Origin of the sequence: Rhizobium sp. R635 (assembly GCF_002211285.1) — a bacterium.
Classification (GTDB): Bacteria; Pseudomonadota; Alphaproteobacteria; order Rhizobiales; family Rhizobiaceae; genus Rhizobium.
In genome coordinates, this window is the sequence record NZ_LOKX01000016.1 from 44,910 (window position 1) to 61,021 (window position 16,112).

Sequence of the window (16,112 nt, forward strand, 5' to 3'; positions counted from 1 at the left end):
CTCAACTCCCTGAGGCCATGACAGGCGTATCCGCCTTTTCGACCGCATCGAAAAATTCATCGATCATCGCGACGCTCTTCACGCCGGGCGCGCTTTCGACGCCCGAGGAAACGTCGATACCACGTGTCTTGGTGGCCGATAGCGCGTCCGCGACATTGTCCTTGTTCAGCCCGCCGGAAAGCATGTAGTCGATGCTGCCGTCGAGCCAGCTCAAAAGGCTCCAGTCGAAGGAAATCCCGTTGCCGCCGGGCAGTTCCGAACCTTTCGGCGCTTTCGCGTCGAAGAGGAAACGGTCGGCGATGCCGATATAGGCTTCGACGCGTTTCAGATCATCGGCCGTGCGCACGGAAAAGACTTTCATGACCGGCAGGCCATAGAGCGCCTTGATCGTCAGCACATGTTCGGGGCTCTCGTTGCCATGAAGCTGCAGAATATCCGGCTTCAACAGCGATACGATCTCGTCCAGCTCGTCATTGGTGGGATCGACGACGACGGCGACGATCTTCGCCTTGCCGCGGGCGGGTTCGGCAAGTTTGGCCGCAATATCCGGTTCGACGTAACGCGGGCTCTTTTCGAAGAAGATAAAACCGATATGGGTCGCGCCGCGTTTCAGCGCACGATCGATCGCTTCGGGCGTCTTCAAGCCACAGATCTTGATATCGGGTTTCATGGCAGCGAAGTGACACGAAATGCGGCAAGAGTCGAGCCAATTTGCGTGGAACGCTGCATTTAGCGGACGCTCAGCTAATCGAAATCAATGGCGTGCAATTGGCTACCGTGCCGCTTCAGCCAGGATTTCGCGTCCTCCATGCCGGGGCAAAGCTTTTTGCAAAGCGCCCAGAAACGAGGCCCGTGGTTCATCTCCTTGAGATGGGCAACTTCGTGGGCGGCGAGATAATCGATCACCGAAGGCGGCGCCATGACGATGCGCCAGGAAAAGCTCAAGTTTCCTTCCGACGAGCAGGAGCCCCACCGGCTGCGGGTATCCTTCATCGAGATCGACCGTATCGGCGCCCGGATCGTTGCGGCATGCATCGTCGCCAGTCGTTCGAGATCGGCCCGCGCCTCCTTCTTGAGAAAGGCCGCGATGCGCCGCCCGACATGTTCGGGCATGCCGCTGACGCGCAGCACGGGGCTGCCGTCCACAGAGACCACCTCCGTCAAGCCGCGCAGGCTGCCGGTGTGCTCGATGCGATGAGAAACGCCGCGCAGGAGGATCTTGCCGCCGTCGCTTAAGCCCGTATCGGTCGAAAACTTCGCAAGCCTGGTGAGCAGCCATCCCTGGTGCCGATCGAGGAAGGCATTGACCTCACGCGCAGCAAGGCCTCTCGGCACCGTCATCTTGAGGGCTCGCCCGCCCGGCTCGATGCGCAGCGTGATGCGCGTCGCCTGGTCATGCTGCTTGATGGTCAGGGGCATGAGCCGGCCGGCGACGTCAAGCGTCCGCGTTTCGGGCGGAGCCGGCTTTCGCGCCTTTGGCCGTGTCTTCAGAAGCGGAAACATGGGAGTTTTCTATACGATTCGCCGGGGAATCTAAACGATTGCCGGGTAGGCAGGCATGGAAAAACCGGCATCGGTGAGATGCCGGTCATCACTTCATTGCTTGAGCCTTCACGGCGTCTGGAACTCCGCGACCGGGCCATTGTCGTCGCGCTTGGCGCTCTTGCGGTCACGCATGAAGCGGTCGAACTCTTCCTGGTCCTTGGCGCGGCGGAGTTCACTGAGATATTCGTCGAATTCCTCGCGCATTTCGTCAAGCTTGCGGCGCTCTTCCTCGATCCGGTCGAGCTCGGCCTTGCGCCAGTCGTCGAAGGCGACGTTGCCGGTCGAGAAATGCGGGCGATGACGGCCATGCGAACGGCGGCAGGAGGCGAAGAAGCCATCGGTCGCCTGATTGACGTCGCGCTTGAAGCCGCGCAGACGATCGCCGAAGATGATATAGGCAAGCATGGCTAGACCCAGAGGCCAGAAAACCATGAAGCCGAGAATCATCAGGGCAATGGTAGCCGGAGTCCAATCCGGTCGAAGCAATGCTGACTGGTTCATCGTGCGGTATCCTTGCTTTCCGCGCCCGGCAAGATGCCGAACGCTGAAATCGATGTGGTTACCGCAAGAACCGCCTTCAAGGCGATTGCCCACGAAATCGGACAAGGCCTTGAATCGCCTTTTCTAATTCAGCTATCGCTGAATCAGGCCGTGCGACCGCCCTTGATAACCCGCTGAACCGGGTTTTTGACGGCGGAACGGGAATGCTGGCGGACGAAGCTGACGATGCGCGGCGCGATCTCACGGCGGAACCGGGAACCGTTGAAAACGCCGTAGTGACCGACATCCGGCTGAAGATAATGCATGCGCATATCTTCGGGAATGTTGACGCAGATGGTCTGCGCCGCCTTGGTCTGGCCGACGCCCGAAATGTCGTCGTTCTCGCCTTCGACGGTCAGAAGCGCCACCTTGCGGATCGCTGCGGGATCGACGCGTTTACCGCGATGCATCAATTCACCCTTCGGCAGGGAGTGCTTGATGAAGACCTCCTCCACCGTCTGCAGGTAGAATTCGGCGGTCAGATCCATGACGGCGAGATATTCGTCGTAGAAATCGCGGTGTTTTTCCGGCTCGCCGTCGTTCTTCACGAGATGCATGAAGAATTCCTTGTGGGCGACCAGATGGCGATCGAGATTCATCGACATGAACCCGGAAAGCTGCAGGAAGCCAGGATAGACGGGACGCATGAAGCCCGGCTGCGGCCAGGGCACGTTCATGATGACATTGTCGGAGAACCACTGCAGCGAGCGCTCCTGGGCAAGCTTGTTGACCGCCGTCGGATTGATGCGCGTGTCGATCGGGCCGCCCATCAGCGTCATCGACGAGGGAGACAGCGGATCGTTGGCTTCTTCCATCACGGCAGCGGCGGCCAGCACCGGAACGGACGGCTGACAGACGGCGATGACATGGGTGTCATGACCGAGGAAATGCAGCATCTCGATGACGTAGTCAACATAATCATCGAAATCGAACCTGCCTTCCGTCATCGGCACCATGCGGGCGTCGATCCAATCGGTGATGTAGACATCAGCGCTCGGCAGCAGCGCTTCGACCGTGCCGCGCAAGAGCGTCGCATAGTGGCCGGACATCGGCGCGACGATCAGGATACGGGGATCGCTGGCCCGGCCGGGCGGAACGTTCCGCGCGAAATGGAGGAGATTGCAGAAGGATCTCGACCAGACGACCTCTTCGCGGACGGAAACCGTCTGGTCGCCGATCGTCGTCTGCTTCAACCCGAATTCCGGCTTTCCATAGCGGCGTGTCGTGCGCTCGAACATTTCGAGGCTTGCCGCCATCGTCCGGCCGAAGGGTGTATGGGAGAACGGATTCAGCGGATTGGCATAGGCAAATCGCATAATGTCCGCTGCGGCACGAAAAGGCGCCATAGCGGCATGATTCAATTCATAAAGCTGATAGAACATAAACGGCGCCACCTTTCTCTATCGAAAAGATGACGTCGATTGGTAGACGTCGAATCTTTCCGCACGCTGGCCCAAAACGCAGACTAACAGGTTTTTGTTGCACAGCAACATGAACGAGTCGGACCTGCACAAGAAATGCCAGAGAGTTGATCTCTGGCATACCATACGACTGAAAACTTAAGGTTCAGCGCAAAAGGCGTCCTTAACGATCCGCGACGAAGGTCTGCTTCTGGCTGCCGAGGCCTTCGATGCCGAGTTCGACGACATCGCCATCCTTGAGATAACGCGGCGGCTTCATGCCCATGCCGACGCCGGGGGGCGTTCCTGTCGAGATGACATCGCCGGGATGCAGCGACATGAACTGGCTGAGATAGGAAACGATGTGAGCGACGCCATAGACCATGGTCTTGGAGGAGCCGTTCTGCATCGTCTGACCGTTGACCTTCAGCCACATGCCGAGGTTTTGCGGATCGGCGATCTCGTCCTTGGTGACCAGCCAGGGGCCGATCGGCCCGAAGGTGTCGCAGGACTTGCCCTTGGTCCACTGGCCGGCGCGTTCCGTCTGGAAAGCGCGCTCGGACACGTCATGCGACACGCAGTAGCCGGCGACATAGTCGAGCGCATCGGCTTCGCTGACATATTTCGCCGTCTTGCCGATGACGACGCCAAGCTCGACTTCCCAATCGGTCTTTTCCGAGCCGCGCGGAATGAGAACGGTGTCGTTCGGACCAACGATCGCTGAGGTCGCCTTCATGAAGATGACAGGCTCGGGCGGCACGGTGGCGCCGGTTTCGGCGGCGTGGTCGGAGAAATTCAGGCCGATGCAGATGAATTTGCCCGTGCCGGTGACGCATGCGCCGATGCGCTCGGGGGCAAGCTCCGGAAGGCTCTTCGGATCGATCGCCGCTATCTTTGCCAGGCCCGCCGGCGAAATCGCCTCACCGCCGATATCGGCGACGTGACCGGAGAGATCGCGGATCTTGCCATCGGCATCGAGAAGCGCGGGTTTTTCGCGACCTGCTTCGCCAACACGCATCAGCTTCATGGAATTCCTCCTCATCGAAAACGGATTTGCAACCACCTATGAACGAATTATTCATCGGTGTCATTACGGCTTTGACGAGAAGCGGTACGGCCTTCTAGAAAATTTCGGAGAGATCCGGGCCGGCGGGCACGATTTTCGTCGGGTTGAGGCTTTCAACCGAATAATAGCCACGCTTGATGTGATCGAGATTCACGGTTTCGGCAACGCCCGGCCAATCCAGCATGCGCCGACAGAAAGCGCGCAGATTGGCATAATCCGAAAGCCGGCGCAGATTGCATTTGAAGATGCCATGATAGGCAACATCGAAGCGCACCAGCGTCACGAAAAGCCGGATATCGCTTTCCGTGGGATGATCGGCAAAAAGGAAGGGCCGGCCTTCGAATTGCGGTTCGACCCAATCGAGGCACGAGAAGACATCGGCGAAGGCTTCCTCATAGGCGATCTGCGTGATGGCAAAACCGGCGCGATAGACCCCGTTGTTGAGGGCGGGATAGATGCGGTCGTTGAAAGCATCGATCTCGGCGCGTCTCTCGATGGGATAAAGATCGATCGGATTTTTCGCGAGCGCGCCGAAGCCGCTGTTCAGCATGCGCAGGATGTCAGAGGATTCATTGTTGACGATCGTCTGCCTCCGCTTGTCCCAGAGAACCGGCACGGTGGCGCGGCCGGTAAAATCCGGCGCCGCCCTGGTATAGATTTCGTGCATATAGGTGGCGCCGTTGAGGTGATCCTGCGTGGCGCCGGGATAGTCGCCGAAGCGCCAGCCCTGCTTGCTCAATTGCGGCTCGACGACGGAAACCGAGATCACGTCTTCCAGGCCCTTGAGCTTGCGGCCGATCAAAGTGCGCGACGCCCAGGGACAGATATAGGCGACATAGAGATGGTAACGGCTGGCGCCGGCTTCGAAGCCGCCCTCGCCCGTCGGCCCGGCGCTGCCATCCGGCGTCACCCAGTTGCGGAAGCTGGAGATTTGCCTGACAAAGCCGCCCTTTTCATCTTTTGCCTGAACGGGCTGCCAGTCTTCCATCCATTTTCCGTTCACCAGCATGCGCAACTCTCCAACCGATTGACTGAAGCGGTTCATACCCCGCTTCCGCGCGTGCGTAAGGCCGCTTTTATGGAGACAGTGCGTCCACCCAGCTGCGACGACGCTGCGCTTGCCAAGCCGGCGAAGCAGGAAATATGACTGCGCTGCAGTCCAAGATAAGATGGAGTTCGAAATGCACCTCTCCAAGGCCGTCGTTCGCACCGAACATGCGAGCCGCTATCTCCAGCAGCTCTGCAAACACTGGAGCCACAAGTTCAGCGTCGAGTTCGATCCGCATAAGGGCCGAGTGCCGTTCAGCGATACGGCCGAGGTAACGTTTACCGCCGACGATGCGGCGCTGACCATGGCGCTTTCCGTCGCCGATCCCGCTCAGCAGGCAAGGATGCAGGGCGTCGTCGACGATCATCTGAAGCGTTTTGCCTTCCGCGAGGAGCTCGACATCGTCTGGACCGACTAATCGCAACGATTTTATGCCCCCAACCCCGGAACAAGCATGACCAAGAGCAATAGCCGCGAATCCCAATATCCGATCGATCCGATGTTTCTCGACCGCTGGTCGCCCCGCGCCTTTACCGGCGAAATCATCGAGGAGGCACAGCTGCTCAGCCTGCTCGACGCCGCCCATTGGGCGCCGTCTTCGTCCAACCAGCAGCCCTGGCGCTTCATCTATGCCCTCAAGGGCTCGGAGCATTGGGAGAAATTCGTCGCACTGCTCGTCGATGCCAATCAGGAATGGGCGAAGAACGCGTCGGCGCTGATCTTCGTCGTGTCGCGCAGCTTCACCGGTGCTGCCGGCTCCGGCGAGGAAAAGCCGAGCTATACCCATTCCTTCGATGCCGGTGCGGCCTGGGGATATCTGGCGCTGCAAGCGCGCCTCTCCGGCTTCTATGCCCATGGCATGGGCGGCATCAAACATGAAGACATCAGAAAGACGTTCGATATCCCAGAGGGTTACCGGGTCGAGGCGGGCGTTGCCGTCGGCCGCCTGGCCGATAAGAGCGTTCTTTCCGAACGCAACCAGGCACGTGAAATCCCAAGCCAGCGTAAGCCGCTCGCTGAACTCGCCTTCAACGGCCGTTTCGTCGCAAACTGAGAAAGCCAGACAAAAGAAAACCCCGCCGTTCGAGGAACGGCGGGGCTTTTATTGAAGAAATCTCGATCAGATGTCGAGATTGGCGACGCTCAGCGCATTGTCCTGGATGAATTCGCGCCGCGGCTCGACTTCGTCACCCATCAGGCGGGCGAAGAGGCCGTCGGCATCGGTGGCGTCGGCGACCTTGACCTGCAGCAGCGAGCGCACGTTCGGATCAAGTGTCGTTTCCCAGAGCTGCTCGGCATTCATTTCGCCAAGGCCCTTGTAGCGCTGCATGCTGAGGCCCTTGCGGCCGCTGGCGAAGATCGCGTCGAGCAGGGCGCGCGGTCCTGAAATTTCGATATCGCCTTCACGGCGGTGCAGCGACGGCGGCGTCTGATAGATTTCCTTAAGGCGCGATGTCAGCTGGTCGATATGCCGGGCATCCGAGGAACCGATCAGCGCCATGTCGAGCACCACCACCTCCTTGACACCGCGGACCATGCGCTCAAGGCGCAAACCGCCATCGCTGGTCAAATCGCCCTGCCAGCCGCGTTCGGTCTCCTCGGCGATGATGTCGAGGCGGCCTGCCACTTCGTTCGCCAGGGTCAGCGCTCTTGCGGAATCACTGACCAATTCGGCATTCAGGGCGCCGGCGATTGCCGCCTGTTCGACGACGGCGCGATTGTAGCGCGAGTGGAGATTATCGAGCAAAGCGCGCATGCGCATCGCATCGAGAATGACCTCGCGCAGATCCTGACCGATGCGAACCTCGCCGCTGCCGAGCCTCAACGAGGCATCTTCCAGGCCCTGGGCGATGAGATATTCCTCAAGCGCCTTCTCATCCTTCAGATATTGCACCGACTTGCCGCGCGCGACCTTATAGAGCGGCGGCTGGGCGATATAGAGATGACCGCGCTCGATCAGCTCAGGCATCTGCCGGAAGAAGAAAGTGAGCAGCAGGGTGCGGATATGGGCGCCGTCAACGTCGGCATCCGTCATGATGATGATCTTGTGGTAACGCAGCTTTTCGGCGTTGAACTCGTCCTTGCCGATGCCGGTGCCGAGTGCGGTGATCAGCGTGCCGATTTCCTGGCTGGACAGCATCTTGTCGAAACGAGCGCGTTCGACGTTCAGAATCTTGCCGCGGAGCGGCAGGATCGCCTGGTTTTCGCGCGAACGGCCCTGCTTGGCCGAGCCGCCGGCGGAATCACCCTCGACGAGGAAGACTTCGGATTTTGCCGGATCGCGTTCCGAACAGTCGGCGAGCTTGCCGGGAAGCGAGGCGATATCGAGCGCGCCCTTGCGGCGGGTCAATTCGCGGGCCTTGCGGGCCGCCTCACGCGCGGCGGCGGCTTCGACGACCTTGCCGACCAGGATCTTGGCTTCGCTCGGATGTTCTTCGAACCAGGTGCTCAGCGCCTCGTTGACGAGGCTTTCGACGACGGGACGGACTTCCGAGGAAACGAGCTTGTCCTTCGTCTGCGACGAGAATTTCGGATCTGGCACCTTGACCGAGAGGACCGCCGTCAGTCCTTCGCGGCAGTCCTCGCCCTGCAGCGTCACCTTTTCCTTCTTGGTGATGCCGGAATTGTCGGCATAGGAAACCACCTGGCGCGTCAGCGCCGCGCGGAAGCCGGCCATATGGGTGCCGCCATCGCGCTGAGGAATGTTGTTGGTGAAGCAGAGCACGTTCTCGTGGTAGCTGTCGTTCCACCACATCGCCACTTCGACGGTGATACCGTCCTTTTCGCCGCGGATGGCGACCGGCTTGTCGACGAGCGGTTTCTTGGCGCGGTCGAGATAGGCGACGAAGGCTTCGAGGCCGCCGTCATAACGCATCTCTTCCTGCTTGATATCGGAATGGCGCTTGTCGCTCAAAAGGATGCGCACGCCCGAATTCAGGAAGGCGAGTTCGCGCAGGCGATGCTCCAGCGTGCCGTAATCGAATTCCGTCATGGTGAAGGTTTCGCTGCTCGGCATGAAGCTGACTTCGGTGCCGGTCATATCAGGGGCATCGCCCGTGACCTTCAGCGGAGCGTCGGCGACGCCATGGGTGAAGCGCATTTCATGGATCTTGCCGTGGCGGCGGATCTTCAGCTTGAGCCAGACCGAAAGAGCGTTGACGACGGAAACGCCGACGCCGTGCAGACCGCCCGAGACCTTGTAGGAATTCTGGTCGAACTTACCGCCGGCATGAAGCTGCGTCATGATGACTTCGGCCGCCGATACGCCTTCACCGGTATGGATGTCGGTCGGGATGCCGCGGCCGTTGTCGGTGACCGTGACAGAACCATCCGGATTGAGAGTGACGGTGACGATGTCGGCATGACCGGCAAGCGCTTCGTCGATCGCGTTGTCGACGACTTCATAGACCATGTGGTGGAGGCCTGAGCCATCGTCAGTGTCGCCGATATACATGCCGGGGCGCTTGCGCACGGCGTCAAGGCCCTTCAGGACCTTGATGGAATCTGCGCCATATTCGCTGCTTACGCCGTTTTCCGTCGCGGATGTATCGCTCATTCTGTCGAGATTTTCCCTGTTGTCGTAAAGCGGCGGCGGGCCTTGCGAATCACCGGCTTTCTTTACTCTCGTATATAGGTTTTTTGAGCCCAGTTCCCAATGGCAAGTCCCCTGAACAAGGCATAAAACAGGGGATTACGACGCTTTTCCGTCGCCTTTGCCGGCATTTTCGAGAAGAGCCGATAGCCGGGCGATCTCCGCGCTGTCAAGCTCGCGAATCCGCCGCGCCAGCCGGTTGGCAAATTCGGTATACTCCGGAGGCAGACCCGACGTGTCGATGACGACGCGGGGGTCGGACGAGCGGGCAAGCAGGAACAGTTCCTCGGCTTCGTCCCAGATGATGTTGAAATAGCCGGCGATGCGCTGGAGCAGATCGAATGTCGGCAGACCGCGTTTTCCGTGTTCGAGCGCCGAGAGATAGGCGGGGGAGACGTTCAGCGCATCCGCCATCTCCTTCTGCGAGACGCCCTTGCGCGCTCTCAGCCGACGGACCGCCTCTCCGAAGGGCGTCATGGCCTTTCCCCGTACCGCCGCGACAGGCGGATATAGAGAGCGCCCTCGCCGCCGTGATGCTGTGCGGCGGATTCATAGGAAGAAATCAGGTAGCGGAATTCCGGCTTCGAAAACCAGAGCGGCACGGCCCGCTTCAGCGCCCCGTCGCTGCCCATCGAGCTGCCCTTGCCTGTGATGACGAGCACATGACGCATGCCACGCTCATGGGCGCGGATCAGGAAATCGAGAAGGATGGCATGGGCCTCGCTCTGCACCAGCCCGTGCAGGTCGATGCGCGCCTCGAGCGCCAGCCGGCCCTTGGCAATCTTGCGCTTGACCGGCCTTTCCAGCGGATGATGCACCCCCGCCGGCGCTTTCGGCGGTGAAGGCGATGCCGGCTGCGCCGGCATGGGCGACGCGGTTGGCTGTTTTCCGAGTTTCTCTCGCTCGGCCGCCGCTTCGGCCTCTTCAAGAAAAGCATCGAGTTCGGTCAACTCATTCGCCTTGCCCGGCATCGGCCGCGTGCTGCGCGCGACCTTGCCCCAAAGGATCCTCTCATCGGCGCTGAGCTTTCGATCCCTGGCCATCAGTCGAATCGTCCGGCGGCGGCATTGGGAATGAGGATGGTAAAATCGGCGTCGTTGCGGACGGTGCCCGCGTTTTCTCCCGCCATATCCCCCGAGCCGGTGAAGATATCGCCGCGCGCCGGCCCGACGATCGCCGAGCCGGTGTCGAGCGCCAACATCAGCCGGCGGAAGGGCCGATCCTGATCGAGATGGGTGAGGCTTTCGGCCCCGATGAAAAAGGGGAAGCCGAAGGTATGGATCATCCGGTCGACCGCGAGCGAGCGCCCGGCAAGAAGCGGCACCTTGGCGGCGGCGACCGGGCCCGCCTCGGGATCGGCAACCGGAGCCTCCCGGAAGAAAATATAGGAGCGATTGTGCCACAGCACCTCGTCCACCCGCTCGGGATTGCGCGCCAGCCAGGCGCGGATCGACTGCATCGAAATCTCGGCGCGGTCGATTTCACCGCGGTCGATCAAGAGCTTGCCAATCGCCGAGAAAGGATGGCCGGCCTTTGCCGCATAGGTGATGCGGCCGATACGGCCGTCGCTGTAACGCAGGCGGGCGGCGCCCTGCACATGCACGAAGAAGACATCGACCTTCGACTTCGCCCAGGCGATTTCGAGGCCGCGGCCTTCGAGGAAACCGCAATCGATCTCGCGGCGGTCCGGATAGGCGCTAATGCGGCCGTCATGCAGACGGCCGAAAACATAAGCTCCGTCCAAATCGGCGGGGCGATTGGCGTCATCGAGATCGATCAGATCGTCCGGGCGGCGGTAGAAGGGAAACCGGAATATTTCGTCCCGGTTCTCCGACACCTCGATCTCGGGTTCGTAGAAAGCGGTGACGAAGCCGGGATTGCCATCCGTGCGCCGGATCAGAAAGGGCCGGCAGTGTCTCTCGAAAAAGGCGCGCGCCGATGCCGGAGACGAGGGTGTGAAGTCTTCGGCGGCCAGCAGCAGCGGAAGCAGATCTTCCGAACTCAGGCCGAGCGATCCGGTGCGGTAGGGTTTGACGTCGGTGATTTGCCGTCGGCAGCTCCGCATGACTTCAAAAAGGCCGGAAGGATCGTCATCCTTCCAGCCTTCCAAAGTGTCGAAGCTGACAGCCTGCAGGACGAAGTCCGATGCCTGGTCACTCATGTTCCGATTCGGTCGCCACAAGTTTCCAGTTCGGATCGCGCGAGCGGGTATCGCGGGCGAAAGTCCAGAGATCGTTGACCTCGGCGACGTTTTCGGCGTCACCCTCGATCAGCGCATCCGCCTTGTCGAAGGTGGCCGATATCAGCTGGCTGACGATGCGAACGGTGATCTGCGCTTCGCTGCCCTTCGTCTCGGCATGGGTGATTTCGGCCTTGTCGATGCCGACGAAGGTGGATTTCACCTTCTCGTCCCTGGATTCGCGTTCGCCGATCGCGGCGTCGAAGCCGTCATAGACTTCGCGGGACAGAAGGTTTCTCAACGTTTTCCGGTCGCCATCAGCATAGGCCATGACGATCATCTCATAGGCCATGCGGGCGCCGTTCAGAAACTCCTTCGGAGTGAAGGAAGGATCGGCCCTATTCAAGGCGCGCAGCGATTCGTTGAGCGGCGTTCCCGGCGCAGCGACGGCATCGATGGCGGAGAAGCGATCCTCATCCTCATTCGTCGCGTCGCGCCGGGGCAGCGTCACGACCTTGCCGCCATCAGCGGCTTCGGCCGGAGCGGCATCCCGCGGCGTATAGAGATCGCGCGGCGGCTTCTCATTTCCGGTGCGACGGCCGAGCACGGAACGGAGCTGAAAGAAAATCAGCACCGCCGCCACCAGGAAGAATAATGTGATGAAGTCGTTCGAACTCATATCGTATCGCAACCGCCGTTAACATCTCTGATTTGTACTCCCATATAGTCCGCCTATACAGATGATTCAAATGATGGCTGGCATCTTCGCCAGCGTCCAGAGGAGACCGGCAAAGGCCGGGAAATGACGACCATGCGTTTTTCGATCCTGCCAGCTTTCATTCTGTTGCTGCCGCTCGCCGAAATTGCCGGTTTCGTCGTCGTCGGCCGGGCGCTCGGATTGGCGCTGACACTTGCGCTCGTCATGCTGAGCTTCGTTGCCGGCGTGATCCTGCTGCGCCGGCAGGGCATCGGAATTCTGCGCCGCATGTCGAGCGAAGGACGAAATGGCGTGATGCCGGGCCGCGACCTGTTGCAGCCGGCAATGAATGTCATTGCTTCGCTGCTGCTGATCATTCCCGGCTTCCTCTCCGACATCATCGCGATCCTCATTCTCATTCCGCCGGTGCGCGATCTCGTCTGGCGGGCGGTCGCCAGACGCTTCGTCGTCGTCAATGCCACGGGCTATTCCGGCGGCCCGCAGCCGGACTTCCGCGACCGCAAACCGAATTCGAAGGTGGTCGATCTCGACGAGGAGGATTATCATAGGGAACCGAAGCCGAATTCGCCGTGGTCCGGCAAACATCTTGGCGATTGAAGCCCTGCGGCCGATCAACCACGCCCAGCGCCCAGGGTTGTAAGCCCTTGCCTGAAATGTTAGATGGCGGCACCATTCCATGCCCTTCGAGGAAAAGCCAATGGCAGACGATAACAACAACGGTGCGACCAGCCCCACCCTTTCGATCCTTGCGCAGTACACCAAGGACCTCTCCTTCGAAAATCCGGGCGCGCCGCGTTCGCTGCAGGCCCGCGACAAGGCCCCGACGATCAACATCAATGTGAACGTCAACGCCAATCCGCTTTCCGATACGGATTTCGACGTCGTGCTGTCGCTGAATGCCGAAGCCAAAGACGGCGACAAGACGGTGTTCCATACCGAGCTCGTCTATGGCGGCGTCTTCCGCGTTGCCGGCTTCCCGCAGGAACACATGCTGCCGGTTCTCTTCATCGAGTGCCCGCGCATGCTCTTCCCCTTCGCCCGTCAGATCATCGCCGACGTCACCCGCAACGGCGGCTTCCCGCCGCTGATGATCGACCCGATCGACTTCACGCAGATGTTTGCTCAGCGCGTTGCCGAAGAGCAGGCTCGCGCCAAGGTTCAGGCCGTTCCGAACTGATCGGATCTTTCAGGTTTGAAAATGCGGATGCCCGGGCAAGTCCCGGGCATTTTCAATTGGGGCTGCCGTATTTCGCCCAGATGCCTTTTTCGCCGAGCTTGGCGACCAGCGCCTCATGCGCCTGCGCCTCGGCTTGGCTGAGGCGGGAGCCGAGCGGACGAGGCCGCTGAAGCACCGCTGATATCGACGCATCGTCCTCCATCGCCGTTTCGCCCCGCGCCGCCTGGCCGGATTGACCTGACATGCCGAGACCAAGGGCAGCCTGCCTGCCGCCGATCATCTCGATATAGACTTCGGCGAGCAGTTCGGAGTCGAGCAACGCGCCGTGTTTGGTGCGGTGTGAATTGTCGATGCCGTACCGCCGGCAAAGCGCGTCGAGCGAATTCGGCCCCATCGGGTGCTTGCGCCGCGCCATCGACAGAGTATCGAGCACCCGTTCCGGCAGGATCGGCGGCAGACCGAGCCGCGCGAGTTCGGCATTGATGAAGCCCATGTCGAAGGTGGCGTTGTGGGCGATCCACTTGGCATCGCCGAAGAAGGCAAGGATCTGTTCGGCCACCTCAGCGAATGGCTGCTTGTCCTTCAGGAACTCGTCGGTGATGCCGTGCACGGCAAGCGCATCCGGATGGACCTTCTGGTCTCCGGGGTTGATGAAGATATGGATCGTGTTGCCGGTCGGGAAATGATTGAAAAGTTCGATGCCGCCGATTTCGATGATGCGGTCCGTCCGGTTGTCGAGACCGGTGGTTTCCGTATCGAAAATGATTTCACGCATTCCGGAAATCTCCCTTGGCAATTCGCATTTTCAGATCGGCGACGATCTCGAGCACCCGTTCCCTCGTCTGCTCAATGCTGTGACTGGTGTCGACCAGATAATCGGCGCGGCGACGTTTTTCCGCGTCCGGCGTCTGACGCGAGAGAATCATGTCGAATTTTTCCTCGCTCATGTCTTCCCGCGCAAGCACCCTCTGGCGCTGAATCTGTGGATCGGTGCTGACGACGACGATGACATCCACCCTTTCCCAAGCGCTGGTTTCGAAAAGCAGGGGAATATCGAGCAGGACCATCTCGGCGCCGGTCGCCTGCTGGCGCGCCAGAAATTCGCTCTCGCGTTTGCGGACCAGCGGATGGACGATGGCCTCCAGGCGCTTGAAACCGGCCGGGTCGAGCGCGAGCTGGCGGCCGAGCTCCTGCCGGTCGACCGCGCCATCCTTCATCGCGCCGGGAAAGGCGGCATCCACGAGCGGCGCTGCCTCGCCGGCATAGAGATCATGGACCACCGCATCGGAGTCGTTCAACGGGATCCCGGCCTCGGCGAACAGCTTGCCGACCGTCGATTTGCCCATTCCGATGGAGCCGGTGAGACCGATCTTCAGCATCAATGTGATTCCATGTCCGCGACGATCAGCCCTCGCAGCGCCGCATCGACGACGGGACGCTTGCCGAACCATTTCTCGAAGCCGGGGACGGCCTGATGCAGCAGCATGCCGAGACCATCGACGATCGAAAAGCCCTGCTCTTCCGCCTGTGCCAGGATCGGCGTCTTCAAGGGAATATAGACGATATCGGTGACGACGGCATTGGCCGCAAGAGCCGTGAAATCGAGTTGCGGCGCCGCTTCTCCGTCCATGCCGAGCGAGGTCGTGTTGATGAAGAGGCCTGCCCCGTTCATGACTTCGGCAAGCGCGCCTGCGGGATGGGCGTGCACGCGCGGGCCGAAGCGATCGGCGAGCTCGCGCGCGCGTTCGACGGTGCGGTTAACGACGTGGATCTCCTTGAAACCGCGGTCGCGAACCGCCTGGATGATGGCCCGACTTGCGCCGCCGGCGCCGAAGACAACGGCCGTCTCATGACGGTCCCATCCGGGATGACGTTCATCGAGATTGGCGGTGAAGCCGCGGCCATCGGTGTTCGTCGCATGCAGGACGCCCTCTTCCAGCCAGAGCGTGTTCGAAGCGCCGAGTTCCTGCGACAGCTGGTCCGGTCTGTCGGCAAGCCGGAACGCGAGTTCCTTGTGAGGGATAGTGACGTTGCCGCCGACAAAACCGGAACTGCCGTCCTTCAACGAGTCAATGAAATCCGCAAAGACATCAGGCGCCACTTCATGGGCGCGGTAACTGCCGGGCAGGCCGAGCGTCTTCAGCCAGTATCCATGGATCAGCGGCGAGCGTGAATGCTTGATGGGAAAGCCGGTGACAAACGCCTTCGGCCCGAATGTTTCACGTGAATCATCCATCGATCGCTCCGAGTTCCCGCAATTTTTTCAGAAGCGGCAGCATCGGCAGGCCGAGAATGGTGAAATAGTCACCTTCGATTTTCTCGAACAGCTGGATGCCCTCCCCCTCCAATTGATAGGCGCCGACACTGGAAAGCGCCCGTTCGCCGACCCGCGCCAGATGCCGGGTGATGAAATCCACCGTCAGCGACCGCATCGTCAGCTCCGCATGAGCGACATGTTCCCACAGGACCACACCGCCACTGGCGATGGCAACGGCACTGTTCAATCGATGGGTCACGCCGGACAGAGTTTGAAGGTGGTTCACCGCGTCGGCCATATCCTTCGGCTTATGGAAGACGCGCTCACCGAGAGACATCGTCTGGTCCGAACCGATGACCATGCTGTCGGGAAAACGGCTGCTGACCTCTTCGGCCTTAGCCTTGGCCAGGACGAGTGCGACCGCATCCGGCTTGGCCCCGGCTCTTTCCATCGGAGCCTCCACTGCCCGTTCATCAATCCGGGCGGCATGCGCCTCGAAAGACAGTCCGGCATTTTCCATCAGTGCCCGTCGAAAGGGGCTCGACGATGCAAGGATGAGTTTTGCTGTCATGGGCTCCTCGATGTGTCGG

19 protein-coding genes are annotated in these 16,112 nt (G+C 60.6%); 4 read left to right on the forward strand and 15 right to left on the reverse strand.

Annotation, left to right across the window (positions count from 1 at the left end; translation table 11 throughout):
- Position 1: 1 nt before the first annotated feature.
- From ATY78_RS14570 to ATY78_RS14595, 6 genes are all read right to left on the reverse strand, one after another.
- Positions 2-670 carry a phosphoribosylanthranilate isomerase gene (locus ATY78_RS14570; RefSeq protein ID WP_088683034.1) on the reverse strand — a complete coding sequence of 223 codons (669 nt, stop codon included), beginning with the start codon at positions 668-670 and terminating at the stop codon, positions 2-4.
- 74 nt (positions 671-744) lie between these two features.
- Entirely contained in the window at positions 745-1,503 is a 759-nt protein-coding gene (locus ATY78_RS14575; RefSeq protein WP_088683035.1) for a M48 family metallopeptidase, read from the reverse strand.
- A 108-nt stretch (positions 1,504-1,611) separates the two neighbouring features.
- Positions 1,612-2,046 (reverse strand): DUF2852 domain-containing protein, encoded by a 435-nt coding sequence (locus ATY78_RS14580; RefSeq protein ID WP_088683062.1) that lies wholly within the window; start codon positions 2,044-2,046, stop codon positions 1,612-1,614.
- Between the two features lie 143 nt (positions 2,047-2,189).
- On the reverse strand, positions 2,190-3,467 hold the full coding sequence (phaZ, locus tag ATY78_RS14585) for a polyhydroxyalkanoate depolymerase (protein WP_088683036.1): 1,278 nt from the start codon (positions 3,465-3,467) through the stop codon (positions 2,190-2,192).
- 202 nt (positions 3,468-3,669) lie between these two features.
- Positions 3,670-4,512 carry a fumarylacetoacetate hydrolase family protein gene (locus ATY78_RS14590; RefSeq protein WP_088683037.1) on the reverse strand — a complete coding sequence of 281 codons (843 nt, stop codon included), beginning with the start codon at positions 4,510-4,512 and terminating at the stop codon, positions 3,670-3,672.
- Between the two features lie 94 nt (positions 4,513-4,606).
- Complete coding sequence (locus ATY78_RS14595) at positions 4,607-5,560, reverse strand: glutathione S-transferase family protein (RefSeq protein WP_088683038.1); 954 nt, start codon at positions 5,558-5,560, stop codon at positions 4,607-4,609.
- A gap of 172 nt (positions 5,561-5,732) precedes the next feature.
- On the opposite strand from ATY78_RS14595, the gene ATY78_RS14600 reads away from it, so the two are divergent.
- Positions 5,733-6,017 carry a DUF2218 domain-containing protein gene (locus ATY78_RS14600; RefSeq protein WP_088683063.1) on the forward strand — a complete coding sequence of 95 codons (285 nt, stop codon included), beginning with the start codon at positions 5,733-5,735 and terminating at the stop codon, positions 6,015-6,017.
- A gap of 36 nt (positions 6,018-6,053) precedes the next feature.
- On the forward strand, positions 6,054-6,653 hold the full coding sequence (locus ATY78_RS14605; protein ID WP_088683039.1) for a nitroreductase family protein: 600 nt from the start codon (positions 6,054-6,056) through the stop codon (positions 6,651-6,653).
- Positions 6,654-6,719: 66 nt separating this feature from the next.
- Here the strand turns inward: ATY78_RS14605 and gyrB are convergent, their stop codons facing one another.
- The 5 genes from gyrB to ATY78_RS14630 form a co-directional block, all read right to left on the reverse strand.
- On the reverse strand, positions 6,720-9,155 hold the full coding sequence (gyrB, locus tag ATY78_RS14610; protein WP_088683040.1) for a DNA topoisomerase (ATP-hydrolyzing) subunit B: 2,436 nt from the start codon (positions 9,153-9,155) through the stop codon (positions 6,720-6,722).
- Between the two features lie 135 nt (positions 9,156-9,290).
- Positions 9,291-9,668: a helix-turn-helix transcriptional regulator gene (locus tag ATY78_RS14615; protein WP_088683041.1), complete on the reverse strand. Its 378-nt coding sequence runs from the start codon at positions 9,666-9,668 to the stop codon at positions 9,291-9,293.
- Positions 9,665-10,234, reverse strand: coding sequence for a Smr/MutS family protein (locus ATY78_RS14620; RefSeq protein WP_088683042.1), 570 nt, complete (start codon positions 10,232-10,234; stop codon positions 9,665-9,667). Before ATY78_RS14620 ends, ATY78_RS14615 begins: the two co-directional genes overlap by 4 nt.
- Positions 10,234-11,352, reverse strand: a complete 1,119-nt coding sequence (locus tag ATY78_RS14625; protein WP_088683043.1) for a murein transglycosylase A — start codon at positions 11,350-11,352, stop codon at positions 10,234-10,236. Before ATY78_RS14625 ends, ATY78_RS14620 begins: the two co-directional genes overlap by 1 nt.
- Positions 11,345-12,049: a Tim44/TimA family putative adaptor protein gene (locus tag ATY78_RS14630; protein WP_088683044.1), complete on the reverse strand. Its 705-nt coding sequence runs from the start codon at positions 12,047-12,049 to the stop codon at positions 11,345-11,347. Before ATY78_RS14630 ends, ATY78_RS14625 begins: the two co-directional genes overlap by 8 nt.
- A 132-nt stretch (positions 12,050-12,181) precedes the next feature.
- On the opposite strand from ATY78_RS14630, the gene ATY78_RS14635 reads away from it, so the two are divergent.
- Positions 12,182-12,685 carry an FxsA family protein gene (locus ATY78_RS14635; RefSeq protein ID WP_088683064.1) on the forward strand — a complete coding sequence of 168 codons (504 nt, stop codon included), beginning with the start codon at positions 12,182-12,184 and terminating at the stop codon, positions 12,683-12,685.
- A 100-nt stretch (positions 12,686-12,785) separates the two neighbouring features.
- Positions 12,786-13,265 carry a protein-export chaperone SecB gene (gene secB, locus ATY78_RS14640; protein ID WP_008528719.1) on the forward strand — a complete coding sequence of 160 codons (480 nt, stop codon included), beginning with the start codon at positions 12,786-12,788 and terminating at the stop codon, positions 13,263-13,265.
- 52 nt (positions 13,266-13,317) lie between these two features.
- Here secB and dnaQ read toward each other — a convergent pair whose 3' ends face one another.
- Genes dnaQ through ATY78_RS14660 form a run of 4 tightly spaced genes read right to left on the reverse strand, consistent with a single transcriptional unit; the run spans position 13,318 to position 16,093 of the window.
- Positions 13,318-14,040 (reverse strand): DNA polymerase III subunit epsilon, encoded by a 723-nt coding sequence (gene dnaQ, locus ATY78_RS14645; RefSeq protein WP_088683045.1) that lies wholly within the window; start codon positions 14,038-14,040, stop codon positions 13,318-13,320.
- A complete protein-coding gene (gene coaE, locus ATY78_RS14650) occupies positions 14,033-14,644 on the reverse strand; it encodes a dephospho-CoA kinase (protein WP_088683046.1) in 612 nt (203 codons plus the stop codon). Before coaE ends, dnaQ begins: the two co-directional genes overlap by 8 nt.
- Positions 14,644-15,501 (reverse strand): shikimate dehydrogenase, encoded by an 858-nt coding sequence (locus ATY78_RS14655; protein WP_088683047.1) that lies wholly within the window; start codon positions 15,499-15,501, stop codon positions 14,644-14,646. Before ATY78_RS14655 ends, coaE begins: the two co-directional genes overlap by 1 nt.
- Positions 15,494-16,093, reverse strand: coding sequence for a Maf-like protein (locus ATY78_RS14660; RefSeq protein ID WP_088683048.1), 600 nt, complete (start codon positions 16,091-16,093; stop codon positions 15,494-15,496). The genes ATY78_RS14655 and ATY78_RS14660 overlap by 8 nt, the downstream gene beginning before the upstream one ends.
- Positions 16,094-16,112: the final 19 nt, after the last annotated feature.

Excerpts from the sequence above, each read along its gene's own strand:
- ATY78_RS14570 (WP_088683034.1), bottom strand. The coding sequence starts at position 670 with ATGAAACCCGATATCAAGATCTGTGGCTTGAAGACGCCCGAAGCGATC.
- ATY78_RS14575 (WP_088683035.1), bottom strand. The coding sequence starts at position 1,503 with ATGTTTCCGCTTCTGAAGACACGGCCAAAGGCGCGAAAGCCGGCTCCG.
- ATY78_RS14580 (WP_088683062.1), bottom strand. The coding sequence starts at position 2,046 with ATGAACCAGTCAGCATTGCTTCGACCGGATTGGACTCCGGCTACCATT.
- phaZ (WP_088683036.1), bottom strand. The coding sequence starts at position 3,467 with ATGTTCTATCAGCTTTATGAATTGAATCATGCCGCTATGGCGCCTTTT.
- ATY78_RS14590 (WP_088683037.1), bottom strand. The coding sequence starts at position 4,512 with ATGAAGCTGATGCGTGTTGGCGAAGCAGGTCGCGAAAAACCCGCGCTT.
- ATY78_RS14595 (WP_088683038.1), bottom strand. The coding sequence starts at position 5,560 with ATGCTGGTGAACGGAAAATGGATGGAAGACTGGCAGCCCGTTCAGGCA.
- ATY78_RS14600 (WP_088683063.1), top strand. The coding sequence starts at position 5,733 with ATGCACCTCTCCAAGGCCGTCGTTCGCACCGAACATGCGAGCCGCTAT.
- ATY78_RS14605 (WP_088683039.1), top strand. The coding sequence starts at position 6,054 with ATGACCAAGAGCAATAGCCGCGAATCCCAATATCCGATCGATCCGATG.
- gyrB (WP_088683040.1), bottom strand. The coding sequence starts at position 9,155 with ATGAGCGATACATCCGCGACGGAAAACGGCGTAAGCAGCGAATATGGC.
- ATY78_RS14615 (WP_088683041.1), bottom strand. The coding sequence starts at position 9,668 with ATGACGCCCTTCGGAGAGGCGGTCCGTCGGCTGAGAGCGCGCAAGGGC.
- ATY78_RS14620 (WP_088683042.1), bottom strand. The coding sequence starts at position 10,234 with ATGGCCAGGGATCGAAAGCTCAGCGCCGATGAGAGGATCCTTTGGGGC.
- ATY78_RS14625 (WP_088683043.1), bottom strand. The coding sequence starts at position 11,352 with ATGAGTGACCAGGCATCGGACTTCGTCCTGCAGGCTGTCAGCTTCGAC.
- ATY78_RS14630 (WP_088683044.1), bottom strand. The coding sequence starts at position 12,049 with ATGAGTTCGAACGACTTCATCACATTATTCTTCCTGGTGGCGGCGGTG.
- ATY78_RS14635 (WP_088683064.1), top strand. The coding sequence starts at position 12,182 with ATGCGTTTTTCGATCCTGCCAGCTTTCATTCTGTTGCTGCCGCTCGCC.
- secB (WP_008528719.1), top strand. The coding sequence starts at position 12,786 with ATGGCAGACGATAACAACAACGGTGCGACCAGCCCCACCCTTTCGATC.
- dnaQ (WP_088683045.1), bottom strand. The coding sequence starts at position 14,040 with ATGCGTGAAATCATTTTCGATACGGAAACCACCGGTCTCGACAACCGG.
- coaE (WP_088683046.1), bottom strand. The coding sequence starts at position 14,644 with ATGCTGAAGATCGGTCTCACCGGCTCCATCGGAATGGGCAAATCGACG.
- ATY78_RS14655 (WP_088683047.1), bottom strand. The coding sequence starts at position 15,501 with ATGGATGATTCACGTGAAACATTCGGGCCGAAGGCGTTTGTCACCGGC.
- ATY78_RS14660 (WP_088683048.1), bottom strand. The coding sequence starts at position 16,093 with ATGACAGCAAAACTCATCCTTGCATCGTCGAGCCCCTTTCGACGGGCA.